This is a genomic window from Loktanella sp. M215 (genome assembly GCF_021735925.1).
Classification (GTDB): Bacteria; Pseudomonadota; Alphaproteobacteria; order Rhodobacterales; family Rhodobacteraceae; genus Loktanella.
Window position 1 is genome coordinate 1762144 of record NZ_WMEA01000001.1, and the last position, 13466, is coordinate 1775609.

General features: G+C 63.5%; 16 protein-coding genes. 12 read left to right on the top strand and 4 right to left on the bottom strand.

Annotation, left to right across the window (positions count from 1 at the left end):
• The first annotated feature begins 141 nt into the window (after window positions 1–141).
• The 9 genes from GLR48_RS08615 (at window position 142) to GLR48_RS08655 (ending at window position 6646) form a co-directional block, all read left to right on the top strand.
• Window positions 142–984, top strand: coding sequence for an HpcH/HpaI aldolase/citrate lyase family protein (locus GLR48_RS08615; RefSeq protein ID WP_237060843.1), 843 nt, complete (start codon window positions 142–144; stop codon window positions 982–984).
• Window positions 981–1526, top strand: coding sequence for an NnrU family protein (locus tag GLR48_RS08620; RefSeq protein WP_237060845.1), 546 nt, complete (start codon window positions 981–983; stop codon window positions 1524–1526). The genes GLR48_RS08615 and GLR48_RS08620 overlap by 4 nt, the downstream gene beginning before the upstream one ends.
• Window positions 1527–1529: 3 nt before the next feature.
• The gene (locus GLR48_RS08625; protein WP_237060853.1) at window positions 1530–1736 is read left to right on the top strand and encodes a DUF1737 domain-containing protein; all 207 of its coding nucleotides are present in this window, start codon (window positions 1530–1532) and stop codon (window positions 1734–1736) included.
• Window positions 1733–2758, top strand: coding sequence for a MaoC family dehydratase (locus GLR48_RS08630; RefSeq protein WP_237060855.1), 1026 nt, complete (start codon window positions 1733–1735; stop codon window positions 2756–2758). Before GLR48_RS08625 ends, GLR48_RS08630 begins: the two co-directional genes overlap by 4 nt.
• A gap of 192 nt (window positions 2759–2950) precedes the next feature.
• Window positions 2951–3334, top strand: coding sequence for a succinate dehydrogenase, cytochrome b556 subunit (gene sdhC, locus GLR48_RS08635; RefSeq protein ID WP_237060862.1), 384 nt, complete (start codon window positions 2951–2953; stop codon window positions 3332–3334).
• Between the two features lie 12 nt (window positions 3335–3346).
• Window positions 3347–3718 (top strand): succinate dehydrogenase, hydrophobic membrane anchor protein, encoded by a 372-nt coding sequence (sdhD, locus tag GLR48_RS08640; protein ID WP_237060864.1) that lies wholly within the window; start codon window positions 3347–3349, stop codon window positions 3716–3718.
• 20 nt (window positions 3719–3738) lie between these two features.
• Entirely contained in the window at window positions 3739–5544 is a 1806-nt protein-coding gene (sdhA, locus tag GLR48_RS08645; RefSeq protein ID WP_237060866.1) for a succinate dehydrogenase flavoprotein subunit, read from the top strand.
• Window positions 5544–5840 (top strand): hypothetical protein, encoded by a 297-nt coding sequence (locus tag GLR48_RS08650; RefSeq protein WP_237060867.1) that lies wholly within the window; start codon window positions 5544–5546, stop codon window positions 5838–5840. The genes sdhA and GLR48_RS08650 overlap by 1 nt, the downstream gene beginning before the upstream one ends.
• A 26-nt stretch (window positions 5841–5866) precedes the next feature.
• Window positions 5867–6646: a succinate dehydrogenase iron-sulfur subunit gene (locus GLR48_RS08655; RefSeq protein WP_237060868.1), complete on the top strand. Its 780-nt coding sequence runs from the start codon at window positions 5867–5869 to the stop codon at window positions 6644–6646.
• Between the two features lie 60 nt (window positions 6647–6706).
• Here GLR48_RS08655 and GLR48_RS08660 read toward each other — a convergent pair whose 3' ends face one another.
• On the bottom strand, window positions 6707–7276 hold the full coding sequence (locus tag GLR48_RS08660) for a hypothetical protein (protein WP_237060869.1): 570 nt from the start codon (window positions 7274–7276) through the stop codon (window positions 6707–6709).
• Window positions 7277–7372: 96 nt separating this feature from the next.
• Here GLR48_RS08660 and GLR48_RS08665 point away from each other — a divergent pair, with 96 nt between their 5' ends.
• Window positions 7373–8215, top strand: coding sequence for an urea carboxylase-associated family protein (locus GLR48_RS08665; RefSeq protein ID WP_237060870.1), 843 nt, complete (start codon window positions 7373–7375; stop codon window positions 8213–8215).
• Here the strand turns inward: GLR48_RS08665 and deoD are convergent.
• Window positions 8212–8916, bottom strand: coding sequence for a purine-nucleoside phosphorylase (gene deoD, locus GLR48_RS08670; RefSeq protein ID WP_237060871.1), 705 nt, complete (start codon window positions 8914–8916; stop codon window positions 8212–8214). The two genes, GLR48_RS08665 and deoD, sit on opposite strands and share 4 nt — an antisense overlap.
• Before the next feature lie 60 nt (window positions 8917–8976).
• Between deoD and GLR48_RS08675 the strand changes: the two genes are divergently transcribed.
• Complete coding sequence (locus tag GLR48_RS08675; protein ID WP_237060872.1) at window positions 8977–9483, top strand: DUF4329 domain-containing protein; 507 nt, start codon at window positions 8977–8979, stop codon at window positions 9481–9483.
• 4 nt (window positions 9484–9487) lie between these two features.
• Here the strand turns inward: GLR48_RS08675 and GLR48_RS08680 are convergent, their stop codons facing one another.
• Complete coding sequence (locus GLR48_RS08680) at window positions 9488–9820, bottom strand: H-NS histone family protein (protein ID WP_237060873.1); 333 nt, start codon at window positions 9818–9820, stop codon at window positions 9488–9490.
• 92 nt (window positions 9821–9912) lie between these two features.
• Window positions 9913–11895 carry a protein meaA gene (locus GLR48_RS08685; RefSeq protein WP_237060874.1) on the bottom strand — a complete coding sequence of 661 codons (1983 nt, stop codon included), beginning with the start codon at window positions 11893–11895 and terminating at the stop codon, window positions 9913–9915.
• A gap of 137 nt (window positions 11896–12032) precedes the next feature.
• Between GLR48_RS08685 and GLR48_RS08690 the strand changes: the two genes are divergently transcribed.
• Window positions 12033–13412 (top strand): 1-acyl-sn-glycerol-3-phosphate acyltransferase, encoded by a 1380-nt coding sequence (locus GLR48_RS08690; protein WP_237060875.1) that lies wholly within the window; start codon window positions 12033–12035, stop codon window positions 13410–13412.
• The last annotated feature ends 54 nt before the right edge of the window (window positions 13413–13466 follow it).

Sequence of the window (13466 nt, forward strand, 5' to 3'; positions counted from 1 at the left end):
ACCCAGCCTGCGGTCTTGTGGTAAGCGGGATCTGACCGCAGCGCGCGCTGCGCTGCGTCATTCCGCAACGCAGCATTTTCGGGGTTGAAGAATCTGACCGTTCAGGGCCAAGTCCGCGCAACTTTGTTGCGAGGATAAGCCATGCATAATCGCCCGACCCGGTCGGCCCTTTATATTCCCGGCTCCAAGCCGCGGGCACTGGAAAAGGCCCGGGGCCTGCCCTGTGACGTGATCCTTTTCGATCTTGAAGACGCGGTGACCCCCGACGCGAAGGTGGAGGCACGCGACACCCTGCGCGAGGCGCTGGCGCAGGGCGGCTATGGCGCCCGCCTGCGCCTTGTGCGGATCAACGGGTTGGATACGGACTGGGGCGCCGACGATGCGCGCGCCGTGGCGGACATGGCCTGCGACGGTGTGCTGGTGCCCAAGGTCTCCAGCCCCGGCGATCTGGACGCCGTGGCTGAACTGGTGCCGGATCTGCCGCTTTGGGCGATGATGGAAACGCCGCTGGGCGTGCTGAATGCCCACAGCATTGCGGCCCATCCTCGGTTGGACGGGTTCGTCATCGGAACCAACGATCTGGCCAAGGATCTGGGCACCCGCACGCGCGCGGCCCTGACCATGGCCTTGCAGCATTGCCTGCTGGCCGCCCGTGCCACGGGCATCGTGGCGATCGACGGCGTCTACAATGCCTATCAGGACGATGACGGGCTGCGTGCCGAATGCAACGATGGCCGCGACATGGGTTTCGACGGCAAGTCCCTGATCCATCCCGCACAGGTCGATATTACCAACGCCGTTTTCGGACCCACGGCAGAGGAGCTTGACCTCGCGCGCCGCCAGATCGCCGCCTTCGACGCCGCGGCCCGCGCGGGGCAGGGGGTCGCCGTGGTCGATGGCCGCATCGTCGAGAACTTGCATATCGTCACGGCGCGGGCCACGCTGGCCAGACTTGACGCCATCGCCGCACTGGAGCGCACATGATACTTATCCTTCTCGGCCTGATCCTGTGGTCGGGGTCACATTTCTGGAAACGGGCGGCACCCGACAGCCGCGCCGCGATGGGCGACAAGGGCAAGATGGTCGTGGCCGTCCTGTCCGTGCTGGCCATCGTGCTGATGGTGATCGGCTACCGCGGCGCCACGGGCACCGTCTATTGGGGCAAGACCCCGGCGATGACCGGCATCAACAACCTTCTGGTGCTTTTCGCCTTCTATCTCTTCGCCGCCTCCGGCAAGGGCACGCGCGTCACGAAGCTGATCCGCAACCCGCAGCTGACCGCTGTCGCGGTCTGGGCCGTCGCCCACCTGCTGGTGAACGGCGACACTCCGTCCTTCCTGCTGTTCGGCGGCATGCTGGCCTGGTCGCGGGCAGAAATCGCCGTGCTGAACCGTGCCGCTGGTCCGCGCGGCGCCTACCACGCGCCGCCCGTCAAATCAGAGATCATCGCCGTCGTCGCCACGCTCGTCGTCTTTGCCGTCGTGGCCGGCATCCACACCGCCCTTGGCTATTCACCGTTCGGATAAATCATGCCCAAAATCTATCGCCTGCTGACCGAGGACGACACCTCGGCCTTCTGCCACAAGGTCTCTGACGCCCTGTCCAAGGGGTGGGAGCTTTACGGCACACCCACCTACGCCTTCGATCAGGCCAATGGCGTCATGCGCTGCGGTCAGGCCGTGACCAAAGAGATCAGCACGGCCTATACCCCAGACATGAAACTGGGCCAGCAATGACCAAGACCAACGCGGGGCGGTTCTTCGAGAATTATGCCGTGGGTGACGTCATCACCCACGCCGTCCCGCGCACGATCAAGATGGGGGAACGCGCGCTGTATCACGCGCTTTACCCCGCCCGCCACGCGCTGCACTCTGCCGATACCTTTGCGCAGTCCTGCGGCCTGCCGTTCAGCCCGCTCGACGATCTGGTCACCTTTCACACGGTCTTCGGCAAGACGGTGCCGGACGTCTCTCTCAATGCCATCGCCAACCTCGGTTACGCCGAAGGCCGCTGGATCACCCCCCTCTGGCCCGGCGACACGATCACCGCCACGTCCACGGTGATCGGCGTCAAACAGAATTCCAACGGCAAAAGCGGCGTCGTCTGGGTCCGCACCACCGGGCGCAACCAGCACGGAGAGGTGCTGTTGACCTACGTGCGCTGGGTCATGGTGCGCAGACGCGGCGACGGGCCGGCGCCGGAGACCGTCGTGCCGGACCTCGCGGACAGCGTCGCCGCCGCTGACCTCGTGATCCCGCGCGGCCTCGACTTTACAAACTACGATTTCGCACTGGCGGGCGAACCGCACCGCCTGGGCGACTACAAAGTTGGAGAGGTCATCGACCACGTCGACGGCGTCACCATCGAAGAGGCAGAGCACATGCTTGCCACGCGCCTGTGGCAGAACACCGCCAAGGTGCATTTCGACGCGACCCAGCGCCCGGACGGCAAGCGCCTGATCTACGGCGGTCACATCATCAGCCTTGCGCGCGCCCTGTCGTTCAACGGGCTGGCCAATGCGCAACTGATCGTCGCCCTGAACGGCGGTGCCCATGCCAATCCCTGCTTTGCCGGTGACACTATCCGCGCCTGGTCAGAGGTGCTGGAGACCGCCGAAACCCCAGCCCCCGGCGTCGGGGCAATCCGCCTGCGGCTGGTTGCGACAAAGGGAGCGGCGGGCGCGTTGCGCGGCGAGGACGGCCGATATTCACCGGATGTCTGCCTCGATCTGGATTACTGGGCGCTGATGCCGATCTGACGTGGCGGTCATCCAGCGATATCGTGTGATCACAGCTTCAAAATCCGTGATCACAAAATTGGAAAAAGATGCAGCCGCGGCGATATCGCGCGGGTTTTCGCCCGTCCTATACGTGACTTCACCCCTGCGATGGTGCAGAACGACGACAATTGGACGCCCGGACGCGGGCCGTCAAAGCCAAAGGGAACCGACATGGCCAACGGACATCAGGGCAATCGCCCGCTTTCGCCGCATCTTTCGATTTACCGCCCGCAGTGGACTTCGGCGACTTCGATCTTCACCCGGATCACCGGCAACGCATTGCTCGTCGCGGCGCTGCTGATCGTCTGGTGGTTCGTCGCATTGGCCAGCGGGCCCGACGCCTTTGCCACCGCTGACGGGTTCATCACCAGCTGGTTCGGCGATCTTGTCATGTTCTTCTCGGTCGCCGCGATCTGGTATCACACGCTGGCCGGCATACGGCACCTGATCTGGGACAGCGGCCACATGCTGGAGGTCGACAAGTCCGAGACCTTCGGTCAGGCCATGGTCCTTGCGGCCGTGCTGCTGACCATCTTCACCGTCATCGTGCTGTAAGGGGTTCTGACCATGGCTTACCTGACCGACCGCAAACGCGCCGCTGGCATGGGCTCTGCCAAGTCCGGCACCCTGCACCACTGGCACATGATGATCAGCTCCGTCGCCCTTGTCGGTCTGATCCCCTGCTTCATCTTCACCTTCGGCAGCATCTACGGCGCGCCCTACGAAGATGTCGTCGCCTATTACCAGCGTCCGTTCCCGTCCATCGTGGCGCTGCTGACATTTGCCGTGGGTTTCATCCACTTCCGCGGCGGCGTGCAGACCCTGATCGAGGATTACGTCCACGGAGTCGCCGGACGCGCCCTGCTGATCGGCATGATCTGCCTGTCCTACACCGCCATGGCCGCCGGTATCCTTGCCGTCGCGCGCCTTGCCCTTTGAATCGCTTGAGGAACTGACCGATGGCTGCTTACGAATACGAAACACATACCTATGACGCGATCGTCGTCGGTGCCGGCGGATCCGGCCTGCGCGCCACGCTGGGTCTGGCCGAACAGGGGCTGAAGACCGCCTGCATCACCAAGGTCTTCCCGACCCGGTCCCACACCGTCGCCGCACAGGGTGGCATCGCCGCGTCCCTGTCGAACATGGGCCCCGACCACTGGCAATGGCACATGTACGACACCGTCAAAGGCTCCGACTGGCTGGGCGACACCGACGCGATGGAATACCTCGCGCGCGAAGCCCCCAAGGCGGTTTACGAGCTGGAACACTACGGCGTGCCGTTTTCGCGGACCGAGGAAGGCAAGATCTACCAGCGCCCCTTCGGCGGCCACACCACCGAATTCGGTGAAGGCCCCCCGGTGCAGCGCACCTGTGCCGCTGCCGACCGGACCGGCCACGCGATCCTGCACACGCTTTATGGCCAAAGCCTCAAGCAGAAGGCCGAGTTCTACATCGAATACTTCGCCATCGACCTGATCATGTCCGAAGACGGTCAGTGTCAGGGCGTCGTCGCGTGGAAGCTGGACGACGGCACCATGCACGTCTTCAACGCCAAGATGGTCGTGCTGGCGACGGGCGGCTATGGCCGCGCCTACTTCAGCGCCACGTCCGCCCACACCTGCACCGGTGACGGCGGCGGCATGGTCGCGCGTCAGGGGCTGAAGCTGCAGGATATGGAATTCGTGCAGTTCCACCCGACCGGCATCTACGGCGCCGGCTGCCTGATTACCGAAGGCGCGCGGGGCGAAGGGGGATACCTCACGAACTCCGAAGGCGAGCGGTTCATGGAACGCTATGCGCCGACCTACAAGGATCTCGCGTCCCGTGACGTGGTCAGCCGCTGCATGACGATGGAAATCCGCGAAGGCCGCGGTGTGGGTCCAAAGAAGGACCACATCCACCTGAACCTGAACCACCTGCCGCCGGAAACGCTGGACCTGCGCCTGCCGGGCATCACCGAATCGGCCCGCATCTTTGCCGGTGTGGACCTGACGAAGGAACCGATCCCGGTGCAGCCGACCGTCCACTACAACATGGGCGGCATCCCCACTAACTACTGGGGCGAGGTGCTGAACCCAACGGACGAGAACCCCGATGCCATCGTCCCTGGCCTGATGGCTGTGGGTGAGGCTGGCTGTGCGTCCGTGCACGGGGCCAACCGCCTTGGCTCGAACTCCCTGATCGACCTCGTGGTCTTCGGCCGCGCTGCCGCGATCAAGGCGGGCGAAATCGTCGATCCCAACACGGAAAACGCACCGCTCAATCAGGCCTCCGTCGATGCAGCCTTCGACCGCTTCGACAAGCTGCGCAACGCCAACGGCAGCACCCCGACCGCTGCCCTGCGGCTGGAGATGCAGGAGGCCATGCAGGCCGACGCCGCCGTCTTCCGGACGGACAAGACACTGGCCGAGGGTGTGGAGGCGATGACCAAGATCGCCGCCAAGCTCGACGATCTGAAAGTCACCGACCGCAGCCTCGTCTGGAACTCCGACCTGATGGAGACGCTGGAACTGACCAACCTGATGCCGAACGCGCTGGCGACTATCGTGTCGGCAGAGGCGCGCAAGGAATCCCGCGGTGCCCACGCGCACGAGGATTACCCGGACCGCAACGACACCGACTGGCGCAAGCACAGCCTGGCCGTCGTGACCGGGTCAAAGGTCGATCTGACCTACCGCCCGGTCCACATGGACCCGCTGACGACGCAGGAGCAGGGCGGCATCGACATGGCCAAGATCGCACCGAAAAAGCGGGTCTACTGATGCGTAACCTCGTCCTGATGGCTGCGTTGGCAGGAGCGGCGGGTTGCGGCCCCCGCATCCCGCCGACACCGGCGCAGGTCGAGGCGGCCTGCCTGCGCGAAGCGCGGGCAGCCACGGCACCGACCGGCGAAGTCGCCGTCGGTATCGGCACCGGCGGCATGCGGTCGCGGGTTCAGGTCGACCTCAGCACCGACATGCTGCGCGGCAACGATCCCGCAACCGTCTATGCCCAATGCTATTCCCGTCTGTCGGGGGCCGCCCCGCAGTTTCCCTATTCGCCTGCCGCCCGCCGGTAAGGCCGTATCCCGAAGGAGCCTGAGACATGGTTGAATTCACGCTACCCAAGAACAGCCGCATGGTGACGGGCAAGACATGGCCCAAGCCCGAAGGCGCCAAGAACACCAAGAAGGTGCAGGTCTATCGCTGGAACCCCGACGACGGCAAGAACCCGCGTCTGGACACCTACCATGTCGATCTGGACACCTGCGGGCCGATGGTCCTTGACGCGCTGATCAAGATCAAGACCGACATCGACCCGACCCTGACCTTCCGCCGGTCCTGCCGCGAGGGGATCTGCGGATCCTGTGCGATGAACATCGACGGCGTGAATACGCTCGCCTGCATCTCTGGCCTCGACGAGGCGAAAGGCGACATCAAGATCTATCCGCTGCCGCACATGCCGGTGGTCAAGGACCTGATCCCGGACCTCACGCACTTCTACGCCCAGCACGCCAGCATCATGCCGTGGCTGGAAACCAAGACGAACCCGCCCGCCAAGGAATGGAAGCAGTCCGTCGAAGATCGTGCCAAGCTGGACGGTCGTTATGAGTGCATCATGTGCGCCTGCTGCTCGACATCCTGCCCGTCCTACTGGTGGAACTCCGACCGCTACCTCGGCCCGGCAGCGCTGCTGGCCGCCCACCGCTGGATCGTCGATAGCCGCGACGAGGCGACGGGAGAGCGTCTGGACGACCTCGAAGACCCGTTCAAGCTGTACCGCTGCCACACGATCATGAACTGCGCCAAGACCTGCCCCAAGGGTCTGAACCCCGCCAAGGCCATCGCGGAAATCAAGCACATGATGGTCGAACGGATCGTCTAGACGTCCGCATTTTCGGAAAAACCGGCAGGGCCCGTCACCTTCAGGTGGCGGGCCCTGTCCTTATTGGGCGACGACGAATCCGCCCGCGATGGAAGAGGTCGCCGTCTGACCGCCAAACGCGCCGATCGCGTTCGTCGCTCCGACAAATCCGTCAAGATCGCCACGCACGCCGCCATAACTGGCCGACCCGCTAAGCGTGCCGGTCGTCATGCGCCCGTCCACAGTCAGGCCGTCGCCGGCCCCGCGCAGGGTCCCGGCCCCGAAATCCGCGTTCAACGTGATCGCGCCGGTGTGGTCCGTCAGACGACCGGCGTAGGTGCCGCCCGTTTGCTGCAGCCCCGTCGCCTGACGCAACGCAAAGGGGCCCGTCATGCTTGCGCGGCCCGTGGTCGGGGTCGGTTCCTGCACCGCGCCCGGCCGAATGTCGGCCGCGTAGATATTGCCTGCCACCGGATCGATCCGATTGGTGAACTGGATGCCGCCACCGGTCGAGATCGCAAGCTGCCCCGCTGCGACCGTGAACGACGGCGACACGATATCCGGCTGGCTGAACGGCAGGCCGCCGGACGAAGAGAATCCGCAGGCCGACAGGCCCGCCACAGCAAGAGAAAGACTGAGTCGTTTGAACATGGGTGATCCCGGGATGGCGGCGTGCGTTTGGTTTCTGCAAGCCATGCTGTGAAAGGGGTTGCGCCGACATCCTGTCCGGCCTTTCATCCCTATATGATGACATCTCCTCCTCCTAGTGACGCCGACGACCGCCGTGCGGTGGCGCCTGTGATCTGTTACCCGACAGACACCCTGCCTGCCGCCGATCCTGCCGTCTTCGACCGTGCCCGCGCCGCTGTCGAACGTATCGACGTCGTGACCGTGCCACCACGCGATGCCGCGGCGATCCGCGTGGCGGCGGGGCAGGTGCTGCGCATTCATTGTCCCACGGGTCCCCAGGTCGGCGATCTGAACCTCTTCAACGCCCACGACCTGTCCGAAAGGTTCTATTCCGGCAAGACCCGCGCCCTGCACGGCACGCATGTCACCACGGGTGACCGGTTGTGGTCCTGCTTTCCCTATCTGCGTCCCATGGCGACCATCACCCATGATACACTGGGCTGGTATGGCCGCGATGCGTTCGGCGGCGGCGTGCACGATGTCATCGGGACGCGCTGCGATCCCTATACCGCCCGCCTGCTGGGCGGCGGCGACTATCACCACTGTTGCCATTCAAACCTGACGCGCGCGCTCTGCGCCGCGACGGGCCTGTCGCTGCACGCCGCCGAGGCTCAGGTGCACGATGTCCTCAACGTCTTCATGTGCACCGGGTTTACCGCCGACACCGGCCAATACTTCATGAAGGCAAGCCCGGTGCGGGCCGGCGATTACCTCGACCTGCTGGCCGAGATCGACCTGCTGGCGGTGATGTCAGCCTGTCCCGGCGGCGATTGCAGCGCGCAACACTCGTCCGATACCGCGACCTGCCACCCCCTCGCGATGGAGGTGCTGGATGCAAAAGGGGCGGCCCCCTGGTCGGAGCCGCCCCTCAATCCCTACGACCGCTCGCACGGTCTTTAAGCGAAGGCTGCTTCCAGCGCGATTTCGACCATGTCGCCAAAGCTGCGCTCGCGCTGATCGGACGGCAGCGCCTCGCCGGTGATGATGTGGTCGCTGACCGTCATCACCGCCAGTGCACGCCGCTTGTAACGGGCGGCAAGGATGTAAAGCTCTGCCGCTTCCATCTCGACGGCCAGCACGCCGTGGCGGATCATCTGTTCGGTCAGGTCGTTGCGTTCCGCATAGAAGGTGTCGGACGAATAGATGCTGCCGACATGCGTTGGCGTCCCGCGCTTCGTCGCGGCCGCATGGGCCGCTTGTAGCAGGCCGAAATCGCAGACCGGTGCATAATTCACTTCGCGAAAGATCGTGTCCGACGGCGTGCCAGAGGAACAGGCCGTCATCGCCAGCACCACGTCGCGCACCTTGGTCTGGTCCTGCATGCCGCCGCAGGACCCGATGCGGATCAGCGTCTGCACGCCGTAATCCTTGATCAGCTCGTTGGCATAGATCGACATCGACGGCATGCCCATGCCCGACCCTTGAATCGTCACGCGGTTGCCGTTCCACATGCCGGTATAGCCCAGCATGCCACGCACCTCGTTGATGCAGACGGCGTCAGTCAGAAACGTCTCGGCGGCCCACTTTGCGCGGTAGGGGTCGCCCGGCATCAATACGGTTTCAGCGATATCGCCGGGCTTTGCGCCAATATGAACGGTCATGTCTTGGTTTTCCTTTCGTTTCGCACGACTATTGCTGGAAATCATCGTGAAAGAAAAGCCATGCTCCGCGTGTTGGTTCTGCTGGTCATGGTAACGCCCGCAGCGGCGCAGGATGCGGCAGAGCTTGCCTTGGCCCGCGAGGTGCTGACCACGCTGCAACCGCTGTCATTTCGCAAGATGCGGGAATATTGCGGCTATCTGGCGCTGGACCGTACGGGCCGGCTGCTTGCGACCGATCCTGTGCCGGGCGATATGGCAAGCTGTGCTGCCGCCTTTCCGCAGGATCTGGCGGTCGTGGCGTCCTACCACACCCACGGCACATTTAATGAGGGGTATTTTAACGAGATGCCCAGCACCATCGACATCGAAAGCGACAGTGCGTTCTATCTGAACGGCTTTGTCGCCACGCCGGGCGGCCGGTTCTGGTATATCGACGGGCGGGAAAAGACCGCCCGCCAGATTTGCGGTGTCGGCTGCCTGCCCGCGGCCCCCCTGTTTCGCAAGGGGACCGAGGGGGTCGTCGCCGACACCTATACCTACGACGATTTGCGCAGGCTTCAGCGTTAGGGCGTCAGATTTCGAGCGTCTGCGGATCGGTGCCATTCGCCATGGCGGTCTTGTACCACTCCGGCTGGCGGCCCTTGCCGGTCCATGTCTGCGTCGCATCCTCGGGGTTGCGATACTTGGGTGCAGAGATGGTTTTTGCGGATTTTCCGCCGCGTTTCACGGCGGCGGGCATATTGTTGATCTCGTCCAGAGAAAAACCGTAGTCCGCAGCAGCCTTAGCCGCAGCATCATGGGCCAGCTTCATTTCCCGGCTTTCGACCTTTTCCAAAGCGGCTTCGACATCCTTGCGCAGCTTTTCCAGTTCCTTGCGGGACATGGTTTTCAATTCGGCTTTCACTGATCTCTCCATCAATCGTCGTCGCGCGACTGATTCATGCGACATATTGATATGCTTTGACGCAAAGAAATTTAGAAATCAATACCAATCGACTATTGCGCTGCAATACGCTGGCTGTCCACAAGCGTCACGATATCGTCCATGATGGTGTTCAACTGGAAATCCTTCGGCGTATAAACCCGCGCCACGCCCATGTCGTGCAATCTGCGGGCGTCTTCTTCGGGAATGATACCGCCTGCCACGACGGGGATATGACCCAGACCCGCAGCAGTCAGTTTTGCCATGAAACTTTCGATCAGGGGAATATGCGACCCGGACAGGATCGAAAGACCGATCACGTGGACGTCGCCTGACAGGGCCGCATCAACCAATTCGTCTGGCGTCAGCCGAATACCGTCATAGGCGATATCCATGCCACAATCGCGCGCACGGGTCGCAATCTGCTCTGCGCCATTCGAATGGCCGTCCAACCCCGGTTTGCCGACAAGGAATTTCAGCCGCCGCCCGAGTTTGGCCGACACCTGATCCACGCGTGCCCTGATCTCGTCCAGATTTTCGGTCCGGTTCGACATCGCCTGACTGACTCCGGTAGGCGCACGGTATTCGCCAAAGGCCGCCCGCACCACATCCGCCCATTCGCCCGTCGTCACCCCTGCGCGCGCTGCGGCGATGGAGGGCGGCATGATGTTCGACCCGTCCAGCGCCGCGGCCCGCAACGCGGACAATGCAGCTGCAACCGCATCGTCGTCGCGGTCCTTTTTCCAAGTGCTCAGCCGTGCCAGCTGGTCGGCCTCGGCCGCGGCGTCGGCGACCATGATCGCATCATCGCCAGCGGTCAGGGGCGACGGCTCTCCGGCCTGCCACTTGTTGACGCCGACGACGGTGGTCTCGCCGGTCTCGATCCCGCCGATGCGGGCAGCGTTGCTCTCGACCAGACGGCCCTTCATGTAGGCGATAGCCTCGACAGCGCCGCCCATGCCGTCGATGGTCGCCAATTCGGCGCGCGCGCCCTCCATCAGGCTGGCGACTTTCCGGTCGATCGCGGGATTGCCGTCGAACAGATCGTCGAATTCCAGAAGGTCGGTTTCATAGGCCAGAATTTGCTGCATCCGCAGCGACCATTGCTGATCCCAGGGGCGGGGCAGACCCAAGGCCTCGTTCCAGGCGGGCAATTGGACGGCCCGCGCGCGGGCGTTCTTGGAAAGTGTCACGGCCAGCATCTCGATCAGGATGCGATAAACGTTATTCTCGGGCTGTTGTTCGGTCAGCCCCAGCGAATTGACCTGAACGCCATAGCGAAAACGCCGGTACTTTTCATCCTCCACGCCGTATCGGTCGCGGCAGATTTCATCCCAAAGCGCGACGAAGGCGCGCATCTTGCACAGCTCTGTCACGAAACGGATGCCCGCATTCACGAAGAACGAAATCCGTCCCACCATTTCGGGAAAGTGTTCTGCCGGCACCTTCGTTTTCAGATCGTCCAGCACGGCCGTTGCGGTTGCAAGGGCAAATGCCAATTCTTCCTCCGGTGTGGCCCCTGCCTCTTGCAAATGGTAGGAACAGACATTCATCGGATTCCATTTCGGCAGAAATTCCCGCGTATAGGCCGCGACATCCGTAATCATCCGCAAGGACGGTGCGGGCGGGCAGATATAGGTGCCGCGTGACAGGTATTCTTTGATGATGTCGTTCTGCACGGTCCCTTGCAGGGCCGTCACATCGGCACCCTGCTCCTCGGCCACGGCAATATACAGCGACAGAAGCCACGGCGCCGTCGCATTGATCGTCATCGAGGTGTTCATCCGGTCGAGCGGGATCGCGTCGAACAACGCCCGCATGTCGCCCAGATGATTGACCGGAACGCCGACCTTGCCGACCTCGCCGCGCGCCAGTTCGTGGTCGCTGTCATAACCGGTCTGCGTCGGCAGATCGAAGGCGACCGACAGTCCCGTCTGCCCCTTGGCAAGGTTGCCGCGATACAGGGCGTTGGACGCCTTCGCCGTCGAATGACCAGCGTAGGTCCGAAACAACCACGGCCGATCCGCTGCGGGGCGTGACTGGGCAGAGTCGGTCATGGGGCAAATCCTTCCAAATCATGCGCAACTTTGTTTCGCGCCTCATCGGTTATAAGTAACTTTGCGTCTCGGTCAAGGCGCTGCGGCGCAGCATGGCGGGATTTACGGCACGGCGCAAACCTGTCACGGTCCACCATATGACCCAACCCGTGACATTGCCGCTCTGGACCTTCGTCCTCATCGTGCTTTTTGCCACGGTCACCTTTGCGTCCCACTTCCTGTTTCCCTCCGTGCGCTGGTTCTTTCGCAAGCGGGCCGAACGGGTAATCGCCCGCTTGAACACCCGCCTTGCCCGCCCAATCGAGCCGTTCAAGCTGGCGCGCCGTTACGACATGATCCAGCGCCTGATCTACGATCCAGAGGTGACGCAGGCCATCGTCGACCACGCCCGCGCCAATAACGTCCCCGAAAACGTGGCCTTTGAAAAAGCTCGGTCCTATGCGCGCGAAATCGTTCCCGGCTTTTCCGCCACGGCCTATTTCTCCTTCGGCATGCGGCTCGCGCGCTTTCTGTCGAACACACTCTACCGCGTACGGATCGCGACCTTTCCCCGGCAGGAACTGGCAGAGCTTGACCCAAAGGCCACGATCATCTTCGTGATGAACCACCGCAGCAACATGGACTACGTGCTCGTCACCTATCTGGTCAGCCGCGCGGGGGCTCTGTCCTATGCGGTGGGCGAATGGGCGCGGGTCTGGCCGCTGTCCGGCCTGATCCGGATGCTGGGTGCCTACTTTATCCGCCGCCGGTCGCGCGGCAACCTCTACCGCCGGGTCCTGTCGCGCTACGTCCAGATGGCGACCGACGGCGGCGTCACGCAGGCCATGTTCCCTGAAGGCGGTCTGTCCCTGACCGGAGAGGTCAAGCCGGCAAAGCTCGGCCTTCTGAACTATATCGTCAGCAACTACCGCCCCGAAGGGCGCGACGTGATCTTCATCCCCGTCGGCCTGAACTACGACCGCGTGCTCGAGGATCAATTCCTCATCAACGCCGACAAGCGCGGCGTGCGGCGGTTCCGGCCCCCGGCCAGCACCGTCGTCCGCGCTATCGCCGGCCACCTTTGGGCGCGCCTGACCGGCCGGTTCGACGGCTTTGGCACGGCCTCGGTCGGGTTTGGCCGGCCCTTGGAATTGTCGCTGTTCCTGCGCGATCTTCCCGATCTGCCCGACGACCCGACAGAGGCCGTGGCGCTGGAACTGATGGACCGGGTCAGAGAGGTCGTGCCCGTCCTCGCCACACCCCTGATCGCGCGTTTGCTGCTGCGCAACCCGGGTCTGGACCGCGACGCCTTGCTGTCGGCCGCGACCGACTGCCTCGCGGCGCTGCACTCGCGGCAGATGCCGTTGCCGCAGCGATCCACCGACACGCTGGTCGACGACACGCTGGCGCGGCTCGCGGCCCGCGACCTGATCCACGTCACGCCGCAGGCCATCACGATCACCGACCGCGGGCAGGACGTGTTGCGCTATTACGCCAACACGATTGCGCACCATTTCGAGAATCCATCACGCAACTAAATTACAAAATATAACCCGTCTGGGGTTGCATCATTACGCTGCGGTTGCATATTG

Excerpts from the sequence above, each read along its gene's own strand:
- GLR48_RS08685 (WP_237060874.1), bottom strand. The coding sequence starts at position 11,895 with ATGACCGACTCTGCCCAGTCACGCCCCGCAGCGGATCGGCCGTGGTTG.
- GLR48_RS08690 (WP_237060875.1), top strand. The coding sequence starts at position 12,033 with ATGACCCAACCCGTGACATTGCCGCTCTGGACCTTCGTCCTCATCGTG.
- GLR48_RS08650 (WP_237060867.1), top strand. The coding sequence starts at position 5,544 with ATGCGTAACCTCGTCCTGATGGCTGCGTTGGCAGGAGCGGCGGGTTGC.
- GLR48_RS08625 (WP_237060853.1), top strand. The coding sequence starts at position 1,530 with ATGCCCAAAATCTATCGCCTGCTGACCGAGGACGACACCTCGGCCTTC.
- sdhC (WP_237060862.1), top strand. The coding sequence starts at position 2,951 with ATGGCCAACGGACATCAGGGCAATCGCCCGCTTTCGCCGCATCTTTCG.
- sdhA (WP_237060866.1), top strand. The coding sequence starts at position 3,739 with ATGGCTGCTTACGAATACGAAACACATACCTATGACGCGATCGTCGTC.
- GLR48_RS08620 (WP_237060845.1), top strand. The coding sequence starts at position 981 with ATGATACTTATCCTTCTCGGCCTGATCCTGTGGTCGGGGTCACATTTC.
- deoD (WP_237060871.1), bottom strand. The coding sequence starts at position 8,916 with ATGACCGTTCATATTGGCGCAAAGCCCGGCGATATCGCTGAAACCGTA.
- sdhD (WP_237060864.1), top strand. The coding sequence starts at position 3,347 with ATGGCTTACCTGACCGACCGCAAACGCGCCGCTGGCATGGGCTCTGCC.
- GLR48_RS08630 (WP_237060855.1), top strand. The coding sequence starts at position 1,733 with ATGACCAAGACCAACGCGGGGCGGTTCTTCGAGAATTATGCCGTGGGT.
- GLR48_RS08615 (WP_237060843.1), top strand. The coding sequence starts at position 142 with ATGCATAATCGCCCGACCCGGTCGGCCCTTTATATTCCCGGCTCCAAG.
- GLR48_RS08665 (WP_237060870.1), top strand. The coding sequence starts at position 7,373 with ATGACATCTCCTCCTCCTAGTGACGCCGACGACCGCCGTGCGGTGGCG.
- GLR48_RS08655 (WP_237060868.1), top strand. The coding sequence starts at position 5,867 with ATGGTTGAATTCACGCTACCCAAGAACAGCCGCATGGTGACGGGCAAG.
- GLR48_RS08675 (WP_237060872.1), top strand. The coding sequence starts at position 8,977 with ATGCTCCGCGTGTTGGTTCTGCTGGTCATGGTAACGCCCGCAGCGGCG.
- GLR48_RS08660 (WP_237060869.1), bottom strand. The coding sequence starts at position 7,276 with ATGTTCAAACGACTCAGTCTTTCTCTTGCTGTGGCGGGCCTGTCGGCC.